Genomic DNA, 13,768 nt, shown 5'->3' with positions numbered 1-13,768 from the left:
ACTTTACTCTTCACAATTTTAAGGTTTAGGTTTTAGTATTCTTCTCATTGTAAATTTGAAGAAATATAAGGATATCCACGCTTAATGTTCAAATCATTTTTTCCATCACCACGGTATTTTTTTATATCTGCGGTTATTTGGATCGCATTAAATATGGTGCTCTGGTGCTCAGGTGGAAACACATGGGGAACTTTTATCGGGTTTGCTAAGGGCTACCATGACGCACAACTACCTGTTGGTGTCAGCCGTTTTTGGTCTCCAACTTTCTTATGGTTTTACGTTTGGTTTTTAGTTTCTACAGCACTCTTTGCCGGCTTTTGGAAAATTATATCGAACAACCCATGGCAGCGTTGGTCTATATGGGGGTCGGCATTTATTTTGTTTAATATCTGGTTTGGAGTTCAGGTCAGTGTTGCGATTAATGCTTGGTATGTACCATTTTGGGATTTAATTCAAAAAATGCTTTCGAATGGTGGGGGAAATCTTTCGGCACTTTATAGCGAGACCTTAGTGTTTCTTTATATTGCAATGGTTGCAGTGACTCTAGCCGTGATTAATGCTTTTTTCACAAGCCATTATGTATTTCGTTGGCGTACGGCAATGAATGAATATTACACTGAGCACTGGGAGCAACTGCGCCATGTTGAAGGTGCCTCACAGCGTGTACAAGAAGACACCATGCGTTTTGCAACGATTATGGAAGATTTAGGTGTTGAGCTGGTAAAAGCTGTCATGATTTTAATCGCATTTTTACCTATTTTATTTCAACTATCTAAACATGTTCCTGTTTTACCCATCGTTGGTGAACTAGAGCATTCGTTAGTATGGGCCGCAATTGTGTGGGCAGCTTTTGGTACAGTTTTATTAATGGTAGTAGGTGTTAAATTACCAGGCCTTCAATTTAATAATCAGAAAGTAGAAGCAGCGTATCGTAAAGAACTCGTTTATGGCGAAGACCATGCAGATCGTGCAAGACCAGCTACTTTAAAAGAGCTTTTTACTAGAGTCCGTAAAAACTACTTCCGACTCTATTTTCATTATGCTTACTTTAACTTGGTCGCTACATGGTATAAGCAGTTAGATATTTTATATAGTCTGGTTGTTTTGTTCCCTGCGATTGCAAGTGGAAAAATGACTTTAGGTTTAATTAACCAAATTGGTGGTGTATTCGATAAGGTTCGTGAATCTTTCCAATATTTAATTAGTTCATGGAAAACAATTATTGAACTACTTTCAATTTATAAGCGTTTAAAAGCCTTTGAATCGATATTACACAAATAAAAGAAAGCCCGCGAAAGCGGGTTTTTTTATGAGTTTTGGTTTAATGAGTTGCGTTATAAAAGTTGAGAATAGGGCCAACTAAAGACTGTTGCGATTTATCTAAGGTCACCTGAATCTCTTTATAGTTAAACGTGTCTTCGTCGTAATATTTCGCAATGCCATGTGTTTTATTATTAATTTGGGGAATTTGATAACTAAAAAAAGCTATTTTCTTAGAGGGATGAACAATATTGATCAGTTTTTTAGGGTCTTTATATCCACCAAACTCATTTTCAATACTTTCTTTTAACAGTTCAGGAAAGTAGAGCGTTGCATTTGGCAATCCACATCCAACACAAAATGAAGAATCATAAAGCTCTATCGCTTGTTTTTGATCTGGACTCATTATTAGAGCAAAACCACTACCGTTAGCACCTGCATTTGCTTGCACATCTTGCCAATTTCTAGGCACAAGCACTAACCCTGTTTCAGGTAATGCCAGAAGCTTAAGCTGCTTGGCATGTTGAGCATCAAGCTTAAAATTAAAGCGGCAATTTTTTAGTGTGCATTTTTCAAAATCTTTAAGCAAACCATCATCTGTTGGACTCAGCGCAGTAACACCATAAAATGGCACGGTAATACCATTTAAAAATTTTGCCTCTCCGAGAGCGTAGAACTGGTTATCTGCTTTTCGGGTTGCAGCAGAGCTATAAAACTTTGGGAAATGAGGAGTAAAGCTTTTTACTTCAGCATGTGTAATTGAAGCTGTACTCACTAACGCGACACATAGTAAAAAATATAGTTTTTTCATTTTTAAAAAGTAATCATTTAAATTTTCTATCAACCTAGCATATTCTTTTAAACTAGACGGTAACCCAAAATTTTATACTGTTTTTAACTTAATAATAAAAACAGATCTATAGAGACATGAAAAAATGAAAAAAATGCTTTCAATCTGCTGTTTAGCAGTAATGAGTTCTTATAGTTTTGCTCAAGACATAAAAGGCATTTCATTTTCACATCAAGAGTGGGAAATCTCTTGCAGTAATACGGGAGCATGTAAGGCCGCAGGGTATCAAAATGAAGAAAATGGTGATAATCCAGCGTCGCTGCTATTAGTGCGTAAAGCGGGTCCAAAGCAACCTGTACAGGCTGAATTTGCTTTATCAGACTATGAGCAAAGCTTGCCTGCAAGTCAGCTTAAAAATATCCACTTTTATGTGAATGGCAAAGATTTAGGCACTGTCACTGTGGATGGTGTCGAGCTGCCATTAATGGGGAAACTGAATAACTCACAGATCAACGCTTTACTCCAGCAGTCAAAGCAGAAAACTGAAATTATATTTAAAAATGCGCAGCATGAATGGACCATTTCCGATGCAGGAATGACTGCTGTGTTGCTAAAAATGGATGATTTTCAGAAGCGGATCGGAACTGTTGGTGCTTTAGTCAAAAAAGGGCCGGCTAATGAATCAAAAGTGCTGGTAGTCCAACCCAAATTAATTGTAAAGCATGTCAAAACAGCGGCTAAGCCATATTTGACGTTGCAACCAAAAAGTAAGTCGTATCAATCTGTTTATCATAGTTTAAGGTCAGCTCAAACGAACCCAAAAGAAGAAGGATTTTGTGAAGGAATCTATGGTAGTAGTGATGGAGCTGAACCACAAAAAATCGAGTTGTATAAACTGACCAATAAGAAAGTTCTGGCGACCACTCTATGTTGGAGAGGTGCCTATAACGAAGGGTATGGTGCTTGGGTACTTGATGAGTCTTTGACTAGTAAAGCAACATTTGTAACTGAGACAGCATCGGATTTTGATAGAGGTATGATTAGTAGTGCTCAAAAGGGAAGAGGCATCGGCGATTGCTGGGCGAGTGAGGAATGGGTGTGGGATGGTCAGAAGTTTGTACATACGAAAGATATGTGGACAGGCATGTGCAAAGGTTTGGCAGCAGGGGGCGTGTGGGAGCTTGATAAAATTGAGTCTATTGTCAAATAGCTTAGTGGTCGACTAAAAATATTTTTAGGAAAAGAATAAATGATTAAAAGGAAAATAGAGATAGCTTTCTTGGTTGTAGCTGGAATGTTTGCTTGTTTTGCTAATCCTACTTTTGCTGCAACTTTAGATATTTTAGAGTTTAAAAAAGATCAATTGCCCCAAATTGAACAGAAACAACTATGTGAGCAAATAAGAGATTTATGTCTGCAAGGCGTGCAATGGCGTAGCCTAAAAACTCCAGACCAGAATTTATGGATATTATCGAGTCGTAATGATATCGCACAGTTTAAATCTACATCTACGGGTTTTAAATTGGTCCGGAAATGGAATATTGTGACAATAGCAAGCGAAGATGATCTTCATAAACAATATATATTTCCCAAGCTTTTTCCACTCACTCAACAGCGTTATGCAATTGCAATAATTGATCAGTTTTCTGAAATGTATTCAGGAGGTGGTGCAAATATTGAACGGGCTAGCTTTTATGAGTTACAGGAATCAGGCAATGAGCGTCCCTTTATTAAAAATTATCCATTTAGTTTTAGTCGGATGATCAGAGCCTGTTTTTCTGAGCAAGACTATGAAAGTTCTAAAGGGAATTGTCATGATGAGGATTCTTTAAATCTGGATATTCGTCCAATCAAACCGTTATTGTGGCAATTTCGCTATCGTTATAGTTTAGGTGTATCACCGGCCTCAGATTCAGGTGAGAAATCATATAAGGGCAGTAGAAACTTAAATATTGACTTAAATAAAGCACCAGAACAGCCAAATATTCCAGAAGCATGGAATTATGCCGGAATGGGTTAAGGATTAAATCAGTTGATAAATTTGAAGAAGTAGACGATTTACAGAGTCATAACAGGTAACTCCACTCGCTCTGTGATACAAAGAACAGATTGTTTATTGGAGCTAGACCTATGTCACGTCATGTTTATGCGATTGCCCGCCGTAAGTTTTCACATTTGAGCCGTTCAGTTTGTATGGCTGTTGCTGTACTGGGTACAACACAAATTGCGATGGCTGGCCCAACGGTCGATCAGTTGAGTGACTGTTTAGTTAAGGCCACAACCACTTCAGACAAGACCACTGTACTTCAATGGACATTTACGGCTTTAGCTGCCCATCCTGATTTAAAAGCATTTAGTAATGTAACGCCTGAGCAAAAAGATCAGTTAGACCAAAAACTGGCACAGGTTTTACAGCGGGTGATTGTAGAGCAGTGTTCTGCCCAAACTAAAGCTGTGATTCAAGCGGAAGGTGTGAAGGCTGTTGGAGAGGCTTTTCAGCAGTTAGGTCAAAGTGCTGGCGAAGATATTGTGAAAGACCCCGCAGTTAAACAGCAGTTGCAGGGCACGTTGCGTTATATCGACTTAAATAAATTAGTAACGACGTTTTTAACCCCAGAGATTTGGAATAAGTTGGGAATTACGAGATAGTAATTTAGCTTTCTGCTTCTCAAATAAATGAATATAACCTGCTATTAGATGAAATTGGTCTCTAACTAATAGCAGGTTTTATTTTGAGTGGCTTTAATGGCAAGACCTGCTTAAATACTAATCGTCGCCCCTAAAACTTTTACAAACTGCGCTAACCAAGCTGGATGTGCAGGCCAAGCCGGTGCAGTCACCAAATGTCCATCTGTAACAGCTTCGGTCACAGCAATATCTGCGTATTGTCCACCAGCTAATTTTACTTCGGCAGCACATGCTGGATAAGCCGAACACAATCGGTCCTTTAGTACGTCTGCCGCAGCAAGCAACTGAGCACCATGGCATACAGCTGCAATTGGTTTTTTCACTCGATCAAACTCACGCACAATTTCGATAACACGTTCATTCATGCGTAAATATTCTGGTGCACGACCACCCGGAATGACTAAACCTACATAGTCTTCAGTATTAACCGCCTCAAAATCATAGTTAATGGCAAAATTGTGACCGCGTTTTTCGCTATAGGTTTGGTCACCTTCAAAGTCATGAATAGCAGTAGCAATATGGTCGCCGTTTTTTTTATTTGGGCAAACAGCATGTACGGTATAACTTAAACCAGTTAAAAACTGAAAAGGAACCATAGTTTCATAGTCTTCAGCGTAGTCACCGACCAACATTAAAATCTTTTTAGACATGATTTATCTCTCTTTTTAAAATATAAGTTATCTAAATTCTTAATTTAAATTAGCACAGTCACTGTGTCATTTTTTAGAAAAAAGTGCATTCTTTAGTCGAAGGATGTTTCATAAGTAATAAAAAAGCCCCGATAAATCGAGGCTTTTTCTTGAGTTGGCTAATAAAATTAACCAATCAATTTTGATCAGAGGTGTGATTCAGACTGAAGGCATTAAGGCTTTCAGTAGTTAGGCTGAAGTGCTAGTGAAGATATTGTTAAAGACCCTGCAGTTACAAGGAACATTGCGCTATATTGACTTAAATAAATTGGTGGTAACTTTTTTAAAGACTGGTGTTTTTAGTAAGTTGGGGTTGTAAAGAGATGAGTGTTATTGGGGGATTAAGAAATTACGCATAAAAAAGGACTTTGAAAGTTGGATATCTCCTAAGTCTTCGAATTTTGCGATGAAGGATACTTTTTGATAGTTATATTTAATATTAATAAATATGTTTAGGAAATATTTGTTGAGCATTAGTTTGATTAATAAAATTATAAAAATTTTCTTCTTCCTCTGTCATAAAATTTAGATCTAGAGGTGTATTTAAAAGGTTTCTTGAAAAGACTTCTTTTATCATAGATATGTCCTCATAATCTTTATAAATTATGAGGACATCAAGATCAGCCCAATTTTTACTATATAAGTAGGAGCCAAATAAATAGATATAACAATCGATTTTTAGTATTTCAAACTCTTGATATAAGTTACTAAATTCTAGCATTTATGACTTTGGATTTACTAAAAAAGAAAATAGGTTAGCCCACAATCCAATTTTTACTTCTTGACCATGATAAGTGTAATCTTTCCAATGTGCATTTGGATTCGCAGCAAGAACAAAATCAAATGGTGCATAAAGCTCATGGATTTCATTTATTCTTTCTTGTGTAATAGCGTACTCATTAATAAATACAAACGTAATATCTCGACCATTATGACGTTTAACTGAAACCTTTCTGTTAGATATGAGTTGATAGTTTTTAATGTTATAATTCTTTCCTAAATTTTTCATGATGTATTCAGAATCTTTGTTAATAAAATCTGAATAGGTAGTTTCTGTATCATTCAATAACCTAAATAAATCACCACCTGTACCAAAACTAATATTATTTTGTTTTAATAATTTAATAGCTTCTTCATCAAGGAAGAAGTTTTTTTTGTTACATAGTAAAAAATCAAACTTATAAGTTTTTAATAGGGTTTCAAGCATTTTACCTGATAATTTTTGATTGAAATTTGAAAGACAAAGAAGCTCAGGGCGACTATCTTTGGTCGTTATCTTAATCAGATTTCCTTCTCCCTTAGCGTTTTCAACATTGTCGTGAGCCTTTAGGCTGTCTAACCAAGTCATTATTTAATCCTTAAAAATTGTAACTACATCTGGAGGGAATCTTCTATTCGGTAAATAATCATATTCATGACATGATTTAAAATCTGCGACATGATCTTCGTATTGATTGTATAAATCACGTTCCTTTTCTGTCATTAATAATAGATTTTCAGAACATATATCCCTAATTTTTTGATGGTTAGGTAGTATTATCTGTTTTACTTTTTTTCTCCACTCATCAGTTGCATCACCTTCTAAATCGTAAAATGCGTCGTTATTTTCATGTGGACCATACTCTATGAAAATCTGATGATTGCGATCCCAAATAGGTTTAAGTTGAATATAAAGACGAGCTCTTCGAGCAGCCTTTCTATTTTGGAATTTTTTATAACCTAAAATAATTAATGGTAAAATTATCGCACTCACAATAAATAATATTATAGCTATGAGCCAACCACTCAGACCCACATTAGCAATATGCTCTTCTGTTAAAATCTTATCCATATAAAAACCCCGCATTAAGCGAGGTTTTTATAGCATGAAATCAATTAATTGGCGAATAAATCAACCAATCAATTTCTTCATTAATTCATTCACTTGAGCAGGGTTGGCTTTACCCTTAGAAGCTTTCATGACTTGACCTACAAGACCGTTAAAGGCTTTTTCTTTACCAGACTTGTATTCTTCAACCATTTTTTCATTGGCTGCAAGTACTTCTTTAATGATTGCTTCAATTGCCCCAGTGTCAGTTTCTTGCTTTAAGCCTTTTTCCGCAATAATGTCATCGGCAGATTTACCTTCCGATTCCCACATAAAGCCAAAGACTTGTTTCGCAATCTTACCGCTAATGGTGTTGTCAATAATACGTGCAATCATGCCGCCAAGCTGTTCAGCAGAAACAGGAGAGTCTGCTAAATCTAGGTTTGCTTTGTTTAACGCGCCTGAGAATTCGCCCATCACCCAGTTTGCAGATACTTTACCTTGTGCAGCACCGCCCGCAGCAGCCACAACAGCCTCATAGAAGTCCGCCATTTCGCGTGAGAGCGTAAGTACATGTGCATCGTACTCAGTTACACCAAAGTCTGCGATAAAGCGGGCACGGCGTGCAGCAGGTAGCTCTGGAAGCGCAGCACGAGCAGCTTCAATTTGCTCATCTGCAATAATCACTGGTAACAAGTCTGGATCTGGGAAGTAGCGGTAGTCATTCGCTTCTTCTTTAGAACGCATTGAACGCGTTTCCATTTTGTTTGGATCGAACAAACGTGTTTCTTGGTCGATGCTTCCGCCGTATTCCAAAATTTCCATTTGGCGTTCAATTTCAACATTGATTGCTTGCTCGATGAAACGGAATGAGTTGAGGTTTTTTAACTCACAGCGCGTACCAAATGGCTGTCCCGGACGACGTAAAGACACGTTACAGTCTGCACGGAATGAACCTTCAGCCATGTTACCGTCAGAAATACCTAACCAACGCACAAGTGTATGAATTGATTTGATATATGCTACAGCTTCTTCAACCGAACGCATGTCAGGTTCAGACACGATTTCAAGTAAAGGCGTACCAGCACGGTTTAAGTCAATGCCAGACATGCCTTCAAATTGGTCGTGTACAGATTTACCTGCATCTTCTTCAAGGTGAGCACGAGTTACACCAATGCGTTTGGTTGTGCCATCTTCAAGCTGGATGTCGATGTGGCCTAAGCCAACAATCGGGTTATCCATTTGGCTAATTTGATAGCCTTTTGGCGAGTCAGGGTAGAAATAGTTTTTACGTGCAAACACAGATGCTTGATCGATGTATGCATCGATACCTAAACCAAAGCGAATTGCAAGATCAACCACTTTTTCATTCAAAACAGGGAGTACACCTGGCATTGCCAAGTCTACAAGGCTTGCTTGCGTGTTTGGGTCTTGACCAAATTCAGTCGATGAACCAGAGAAAATTTTAGAATTGGTTGCAAGCTGAGTGTGGATCTCGATACCAATAACGACTTCCCAACCGTCAATCAATTTCAACTTTTGAGCTTCAGCCATTATGCATTCTCCTCAGCAATTGCCGCACGTTTGGTATGCCAGTCAGTGTTTTGTTGGTATTGATGAACAATCGACAGCAATTGTGATTCTGACCAATAGTTACCAATTAACTGTAAGCCGACAGGCAAGCTGTCTTTGTCAAAACCAACAGGAGCATTAATCGCTGGTAAGCCTGCTAAGTTCACTGCAAGTGTATAGATATCGCCTAAATACATTTCAGTTGGACTTAAGTTTGCACCAATTTTATAAGCAGTCGTTGGTGCAGAAGGTGCAGCAATCACGTCTACATTTTCAAATGCTTTTAAGAAGTCTTGTTGAATTAAACGACGAACTTTTTGTGCTTTCACATAGTAAGCATCGTAATAACCCGCAGAAAGCGCATAGGTACCAATTAATATACGACGTTGTACTTCTGGACCAAAACCTTCTGAACGTGAACGCTTGTAAAGATCCATCAAGTCAGCTGGGTTTTCACAGCGATAGCCGTAGCGAACACCATCGTAACGAGACAAGTTAGAAGACGCTTCTGCTGGTGCGATGAGGTAATACGTTGGAACATAGGCTTCAGTCATGTTGAGGTCAATCTCAACAAGCGTTGCACCCATTTCTTCAAGCTTTTTCAATGATTCTTCGACACGAGCTTTTACGTCTGCATCTAAGCCTGCAACGTTAAAGTACTGTTTAGGAATACCAATACGTAAGCCTTTTACAGATGTGCCATTTAAGTTCGCAACGTAGTCATCAACTTCTTTTTTAACCGAAGTCGAGTCTTTTGCATCATGGCCTGCAATTACATTCATCAGGTAAGCACAGTCTTCAGCAGAGCGTGCCATTGGACCTGCTTGGTCTAAAGATGATGCGTAAGCAATGATACCGAAACGAGATACACGGCCATACGTTGGTTTTAAGCCTGTTAAGCCACAAAAAGAAGCAGGTTGGCGAATTGAACCACCTGTATCAGTACCTGTAGCGAAAGGCGCTAAATCAGCCGCTACAGCCGCAGCAGAACCACCTGATGAACCACCAGGAACATGGTCAAGTGCCCATGGGTTACTCGTTGCGCCAACATATGAGCTTTCAGAAGTTGAACCCATTGCAAACTCGTCCATGTTCACTTTACCTAAAGTGACTAGACCAGCAGCTTTCGTTTTTTCAACAACCGTTGCATCGTAAGGAGAGATAAAGTTATCAAGAATTTTTGAACCAGCAGTCGTTTTGATGCCTTTGGTACAAAAAATATCTTTGTGTGCTAGAGGAATACCCGTTAAAGCAGTTGCATTGCCTGCTTTTAATGCGGCATCAGCAGCGTCTGCTTCAGCGAGCGCCTGTTCAGGTGTAACCGTCACATAGCTTTTAACTTGTGAATCGAGTTTCGCAATACGTTGCAAATAATGTTCAGTCAGTTCGCGAGATGAAAACTTCGCTTGGCTTAAGCCCTCAGCAAGTTCACGAATTGATAAGCGATGTAAATCAGTCATGATTAAAATTTCTTTACATTCAAAATAGGGAAGATGGGTTAATTGAGTGAAAGTTATTCAATCACGCGAGGAACAAGATACAAACCATCTTGAGTTGCTGGTGCAACTGCTTGGTACTCATCTCGATGATTGCTTTCAGTTACCACATCAGCACGTAAAGGTTGAGGATTATCAAAAGGACTCTTTAAAGGTTCTACGCCTTCAGTATCAATGCCTTTTAAGGTTTCCATCATGCCTAAAATTTTATTTAGACTTTGAGCATATTCAGCAGATTGCGTATCATTGAGCGACAATCGAGCAAGATTGGCGATTGCTGAAACTGTTTGTGCATTTAAATCTGCTGAATGCTGTGCATCCGATGTAGACATAACATCACCTAATCAGTATTAAAAATTTTCAAAATATCGTGCGTTATAATAAGCGATTGACTTGTTCAAATCATCACATTTAGTTTAAAGTTGCCACCTTGCATCCACATGAAAGTTTAACTGAGAACGAACCGTGATTCTAAAACGACTAATTGGCTTGTTTTCGCCGGATCTAGCCATTGATTTAGGTACAGCAAATACACTTATTTATGCACCAGGCCGCGGCATTATATTAAATGAACCAACAGTTGTGGCAATTCGTCACAGTGGTTCACAAAAAATTGTTGCTGCAGTAGGGCTGGACGCGAAACAAATGTTAGGCCGTACACCTGCGAATATTTCTGCAATTCGTCCAATGAAAGACGGTGTAATTGCGGATTTTGAAGTGACTGAAACCATGTTAAATCAGTTTATTGGTAAAGTTCACGAAAAACGTTTGTTCCCACCTGCACCTCGTGTGGTTGTATGTGTACCATGTAAATCAACTTTGGTCGAGCGTCGTGCGATTCGTGAAGCAGTATTTAATGCTGGTGCACGTGATGTTCGTTTGATTGAAGAGCCTATGGCTGCTGCAATTGGCGCAGGTATGCCAGTTGAACAGGCGTGTGGTTCTATGGTTGTGGATGTTGGTGGTGGTACAACAGAAATTGCAATTATTTCATTGCAAGGTTGTGTCTATGCTGACTCTTTACGCATCGGTGGTGATGTTTTTGATGAGCAAATCATCAATTATGTTCGTAAAGCTCATGGTTGCGTGATTGGTGAAACCACAGCAGAAATTATTAAAAAAGAAGTAGGTATGGCTGTTTCTGATGGCACAACATTAGAAATCGAAGTACGTGGCCGTAACCTTGCAGAAGGTGTACCTCGTGCGATTACTGTAACTTCTGACGAAATTACTCAAGCAATCTCTGATCCGTTACAAAACATTGTAAGCGCAGTAAAATCAGCACTTGAGCAAACTCCTCCAGAGCTTTCTTCTGATATCGCCGAGCGTGGTATTGTGTTGACAGGTGGTGGTGCGTTACTTCGTAACCTCGATAAATTGTTAGCTCAAGAAACTGGTTTACCAGTTGTGGTTGCTGAAGATCCTCTTACTTGTGTTACCCGTGGTGGTGGTAAAGTATTGGAGTTCTTTGACAATCCGAACCATGACATGCTTTTTGTTGGTTAAGTTTAAGGATTAGGCGGTGCAACCGAATATTTTTTCAAGACAGCCGCCATCTTTCCGCTCGTTTATTATTGCGGTCATTACATGCTTGGTTGTGCTATTTTTTGATTGGCGCATGCCGTATGTGATTCAGCCAGCAAGGGATGTCTTGTACGCTGCATATAACCCAATTTATGCATTGGCGAGTTATCCAGTACTGTCGAGAGAATGGCTGAATCAGCAAACAAAATCTGAAGCACAACTGCGTCGTGAAAATACTGCGATGCAGGCTGAGCTTTTACAAGCTCAAGTCCGTTTACAGAAGCTTTCTGAACTATCTGCTGAAAATACCCGTTTGCGAGGTCTCCTTGATACTCCATTAATTATTGATGGACGTATGGAGATTGCCGAAGTGATCGGGACAGATGCGGACCCATTACGTCATATCATCATTGTTAACCGTGGCTCTATGGACCATTTAAAGGTCGGTCAAACGGTTCTGGATGATAAGGGGATTATGGGGCAGATCATTAATGTATATCCTCATAGCTCACGTGTAATGTTGTTATCAGATAAAGAACACTCACTTTCGGTACGTCTTGAACGCACTGGAATGCGAGCGATTGTTTCTGGTACAGGTGATTTGGGTCGTTTGAAAATGGAATATGTGCCGACTAGTGCGAATATTCAAGTGGGCGATAAAGTGTTTAGCTCAGGTTTGGGCGAACATTTCCCAGCAGGTTATGCCGTAGGTACAGTTGCCAAAATCAAACGTCATAACTCAGGTGAGTTTGCGGAAATTGATGTAACACCAGCAGCGCAATTAGCAACAGGACACCATGTAGTTGTACTTTTTTCGGATTCATTAGCAAAGGAGCAGCCATATGCCAATCGCTAAACTGAAACGAGAAAAGCGCAAAGATCCATTATGGGGGATTATTATCTCCGTTATCGTGGGTTCTGTGCTCATGGTTTACCCGCTGTCCTACGATATTTCAGGTTGGCGCCCATTATTCATGTTGATGATTATGCTGTTTTGGGTGGTATGTCAGCCAACGTGGTGTGGGGTCTGGTTTGCATTTGGAATGGGGATTTTTACAGACTTATTGCTTGATGCGCCTTTAGGTCTCAATGCCTTAAGCTTTGTAATTATGACTTTTCTTACCCGTTTTTTAATTCGTGAACGCCGTATCTTAACCTTTGGTAATTTATGGACGATTGCAACTCTGGTCATTATTGCTCATTTAGCGTTTATGTGGGTAACCCAGACCATGGGTGGAATTCATTTTTCGATTGCTAGACACTGGCAACCATTAATGACAAGTATCATCACTTGGCCAATCGTCTATTATTGTTTGGCAAAATGGCGAATATAGTTTTAGCATCTAGCTCTCCTCGTCGGAAGGAATTGTTACAACAACTGGGTTTGGATTTTGAAATCTATAGCCCTGATATTGACGAATCTGTTCATGAGAATGAATTCGTTCATCAGTATGTTGAACGTTTAGCTAGAGAAAAAGCGCAAGCTGTATTAAAACTTTTTCCAGAAGCAATTGTGATTGCTGCCGATACAAGTCTAGGGCTGGATGGCCAAATAATTGGTAAGCCTGAATCGAAAAGCCATGCTTTTGACATATGGAAACAATTATCTGGGTGTTGGCATGACGTGTTTTCTGGAATATGTGTTGCTACTCAACAACAAATGTTGAGTCAGGTTGTACAGACACAAGTTGAGTTCCAACATCTGACTACGCAAGATATGGAAGATTATTGGACCACAGGAGAGCCTGTTGGGAAGGCCGGTGGATATGCAATTCAAGGGATTGCTTCTCAATATATTCCCCAAATTCAAGGAAGTTATAGTAATGTGGTAGGACTTCCTTTATACGAATTTGCACAGTTATTAAAAAGAGTAAAGACATAAGGGGTTGTTATCATTCTTAATTGAATAGCATTGTCGATGAACACTAGACAAAGTTAAAGT

At 39.1% G+C, this 13,768-nt stretch carries 15 protein-coding genes; 8 read left to right on the top strand and 7 right to left on the bottom strand.

Annotated elements, in window-relative coordinates; all coding sequences use genetic code 11:
• Positions 1-84: 84 nt before the first annotated feature.
• Positions 85-1,281, top strand: coding sequence for a peptide antibiotic transporter SbmA (gene sbmA, locus RMB03_RS09890; protein WP_311075741.1), 1,197 nt, complete (start codon positions 85-87; stop codon positions 1,279-1,281).
• A gap of 40 nt (positions 1,282-1,321) precedes the next feature.
• Here sbmA and RMB03_RS09885 read toward each other — a convergent pair whose 3' ends face one another.
• Positions 1,322-2,071 (bottom strand): DUF4850 domain-containing protein, encoded by a 750-nt coding sequence (locus tag RMB03_RS09885; protein ID WP_311075739.1) that lies wholly within the window; start codon positions 2,069-2,071, stop codon positions 1,322-1,324.
• A 124-nt stretch (positions 2,072-2,195) separates the two neighbouring features.
• Here RMB03_RS09885 and RMB03_RS09880 point away from each other — a divergent pair, with 124 nt between their 5' ends.
• From RMB03_RS09880 to RMB03_RS09870, 3 genes are all read left to right on the top strand, one after another.
• On the top strand, positions 2,196-3,260 hold the full coding sequence (locus RMB03_RS09880; RefSeq protein WP_311075737.1) for a DUF1176 domain-containing protein: 1,065 nt from the start codon (positions 2,196-2,198) through the stop codon (positions 3,258-3,260).
• Between the two features lie 39 nt (positions 3,261-3,299).
• Positions 3,300-4,070 carry a hypothetical protein gene (locus tag RMB03_RS09875; RefSeq protein ID WP_311075735.1) on the top strand — a complete coding sequence of 257 codons (771 nt, stop codon included), beginning with the start codon at positions 3,300-3,302 and terminating at the stop codon, positions 4,068-4,070.
• 110 nt (positions 4,071-4,180) lie between these two features.
• Positions 4,181-4,699: a hypothetical protein gene (locus tag RMB03_RS09870; RefSeq protein WP_003655319.1), complete on the top strand. Its 519-nt coding sequence runs from the start codon at positions 4,181-4,183 to the stop codon at positions 4,697-4,699.
• Positions 4,700-4,809: 110 nt separating this feature from the next.
• On the opposite strand, the gene RMB03_RS09865 is transcribed toward RMB03_RS09870, so the two are convergent.
• From RMB03_RS09865 to gatC, 6 genes are all read right to left on the bottom strand, one after another.
• Complete coding sequence (locus tag RMB03_RS09865) at positions 4,810-5,388, bottom strand: DJ-1/PfpI family protein (protein ID WP_311075732.1); 579 nt, start codon at positions 5,386-5,388, stop codon at positions 4,810-4,812.
• A gap of 760 nt (positions 5,389-6,148) precedes the next feature.
• Positions 6,149-6,775 carry a hypothetical protein gene (locus tag RMB03_RS09860; RefSeq protein ID WP_311075730.1) on the bottom strand — a complete coding sequence of 209 codons (627 nt, stop codon included), beginning with the start codon at positions 6,773-6,775 and terminating at the stop codon, positions 6,149-6,151.
• 3 nt (positions 6,776-6,778) lie between these two features.
• Positions 6,779-7,258: a hypothetical protein gene (locus tag RMB03_RS09855; RefSeq protein ID WP_311075728.1), complete on the bottom strand. Its 480-nt coding sequence runs from the start codon at positions 7,256-7,258 to the stop codon at positions 6,779-6,781.
• Positions 7,259-7,318: 60 nt separating this feature from the next.
• A complete protein-coding gene (gene gatB, locus RMB03_RS09850; RefSeq protein ID WP_004639051.1) occupies positions 7,319-8,788 on the bottom strand; it encodes an Asp-tRNA(Asn)/Glu-tRNA(Gln) amidotransferase subunit GatB in 1,470 nt (489 codons plus the stop codon).
• The gene (gatA, locus tag RMB03_RS09845; RefSeq protein ID WP_017392508.1) at positions 8,788-10,266 is read right to left on the bottom strand and encodes an Asp-tRNA(Asn)/Glu-tRNA(Gln) amidotransferase subunit GatA; all 1,479 of its coding nucleotides are present in this window, start codon (positions 10,264-10,266) and stop codon (positions 8,788-8,790) included. The genes gatB and gatA overlap by 1 nt, the downstream gene beginning before the upstream one ends.
• A 53-nt stretch (positions 10,267-10,319) precedes the next feature.
• The gene (gatC, locus tag RMB03_RS09840; RefSeq protein ID WP_000107699.1) at positions 10,320-10,634 is read right to left on the bottom strand and encodes an Asp-tRNA(Asn)/Glu-tRNA(Gln) amidotransferase subunit GatC; all 315 of its coding nucleotides are present in this window, start codon (positions 10,632-10,634) and stop codon (positions 10,320-10,322) included.
• A 133-nt stretch (positions 10,635-10,767) separates the two neighbouring features.
• Between gatC and RMB03_RS09835 the strand changes: the two genes are divergently transcribed.
• From RMB03_RS09835 to RMB03_RS09820, 4 genes are read left to right on the top strand one after another with little or no spacing between them, the layout of a single operon-like run.
• Positions 10,768-11,808 (top strand): rod shape-determining protein, encoded by a 1,041-nt coding sequence (locus RMB03_RS09835; protein WP_004789315.1) that lies wholly within the window; start codon positions 10,768-10,770, stop codon positions 11,806-11,808.
• 16 nt (positions 11,809-11,824) lie between these two features.
• Entirely contained in the window at positions 11,825-12,682 is an 858-nt protein-coding gene (mreC, locus tag RMB03_RS09830) for a rod shape-determining protein MreC (RefSeq protein WP_004639055.1), read from the top strand.
• On the top strand, positions 12,669-13,160 hold the full coding sequence (mreD, locus tag RMB03_RS09825) for a rod shape-determining protein MreD (RefSeq protein ID WP_003655328.1): 492 nt from the start codon (positions 12,669-12,671) through the stop codon (positions 13,158-13,160). Before mreC ends, mreD begins: the two co-directional genes overlap by 14 nt.
• Entirely contained in the window at positions 13,148-13,708 is a 561-nt protein-coding gene (locus tag RMB03_RS09820; RefSeq protein ID WP_311075722.1) for a Maf-like protein, read from the top strand. The genes mreD and RMB03_RS09820 overlap by 13 nt, the downstream gene beginning before the upstream one ends.
• The last annotated feature ends 60 nt before the right edge of the window (positions 13,709-13,768 follow it).

The organism is Acinetobacter sp. V91_7, from assembly GCF_031799075.1.
In the GTDB taxonomy this organism is placed as follows: Bacteria; Pseudomonadota; Gammaproteobacteria; order Pseudomonadales; family Moraxellaceae; genus Acinetobacter; species Acinetobacter calcoaceticus.
The sequence above is the reverse complement of the archived record's forward strand: the minus strand, read 5'-3'. Positions and strand labels throughout refer to the sequence as shown.

Coding starts and splice junctions, on each gene's coding strand:
- mreD (WP_003655328.1), top strand. CDS start 12,669: ATGCCAATCGCTAAACTGAAACGAGAAAAGCGCAAAGATCCATTATGG.
- RMB03_RS09865 (WP_311075732.1), bottom strand. CDS start 5,388: ATGTCTAAAAAGATTTTAATGTTGGTCGGTGACTACGCTGAAGACTAT.
- RMB03_RS09870 (WP_003655319.1), top strand. CDS start 4,181: ATGTCACGTCATGTTTATGCGATTGCCCGCCGTAAGTTTTCACATTTG.
- sbmA (WP_311075741.1), top strand. CDS start 85: ATGTTCAAATCATTTTTTCCATCACCACGGTATTTTTTTATATCTGCG.
- RMB03_RS09860 (WP_311075730.1), bottom strand. CDS start 6,775: ATGACTTGGTTAGACAGCCTAAAGGCTCACGACAATGTTGAAAACGCT.
- RMB03_RS09885 (WP_311075739.1), bottom strand. CDS start 2,071: ATGAAAAAACTATATTTTTTACTATGTGTCGCGTTAGTGAGTACAGCT.
- RMB03_RS09820 (WP_311075722.1), top strand. CDS start 13,148: ATGGCGAATATAGTTTTAGCATCTAGCTCTCCTCGTCGGAAGGAATTG.
- RMB03_RS09880 (WP_311075737.1), top strand. CDS start 2,196: ATGAAAAAAATGCTTTCAATCTGCTGTTTAGCAGTAATGAGTTCTTAT.
- RMB03_RS09855 (WP_311075728.1), bottom strand. CDS start 7,258: ATGGATAAGATTTTAACAGAAGAGCATATTGCTAATGTGGGTCTGAGT.
- gatC (WP_000107699.1), bottom strand. CDS start 10,634: ATGTCTACATCGGATGCACAGCATTCAGCAGATTTAAATGCACAAACA.
- RMB03_RS09875 (WP_311075735.1), top strand. CDS start 3,300: ATGATTAAAAGGAAAATAGAGATAGCTTTCTTGGTTGTAGCTGGAATG.
- gatA (WP_017392508.1), bottom strand. CDS start 10,266: ATGACTGATTTACATCGCTTATCAATTCGTGAACTTGCTGAGGGCTTA.
- gatB (WP_004639051.1), bottom strand. CDS start 8,788: ATGGCTGAAGCTCAAAAGTTGAAATTGATTGACGGTTGGGAAGTCGTT.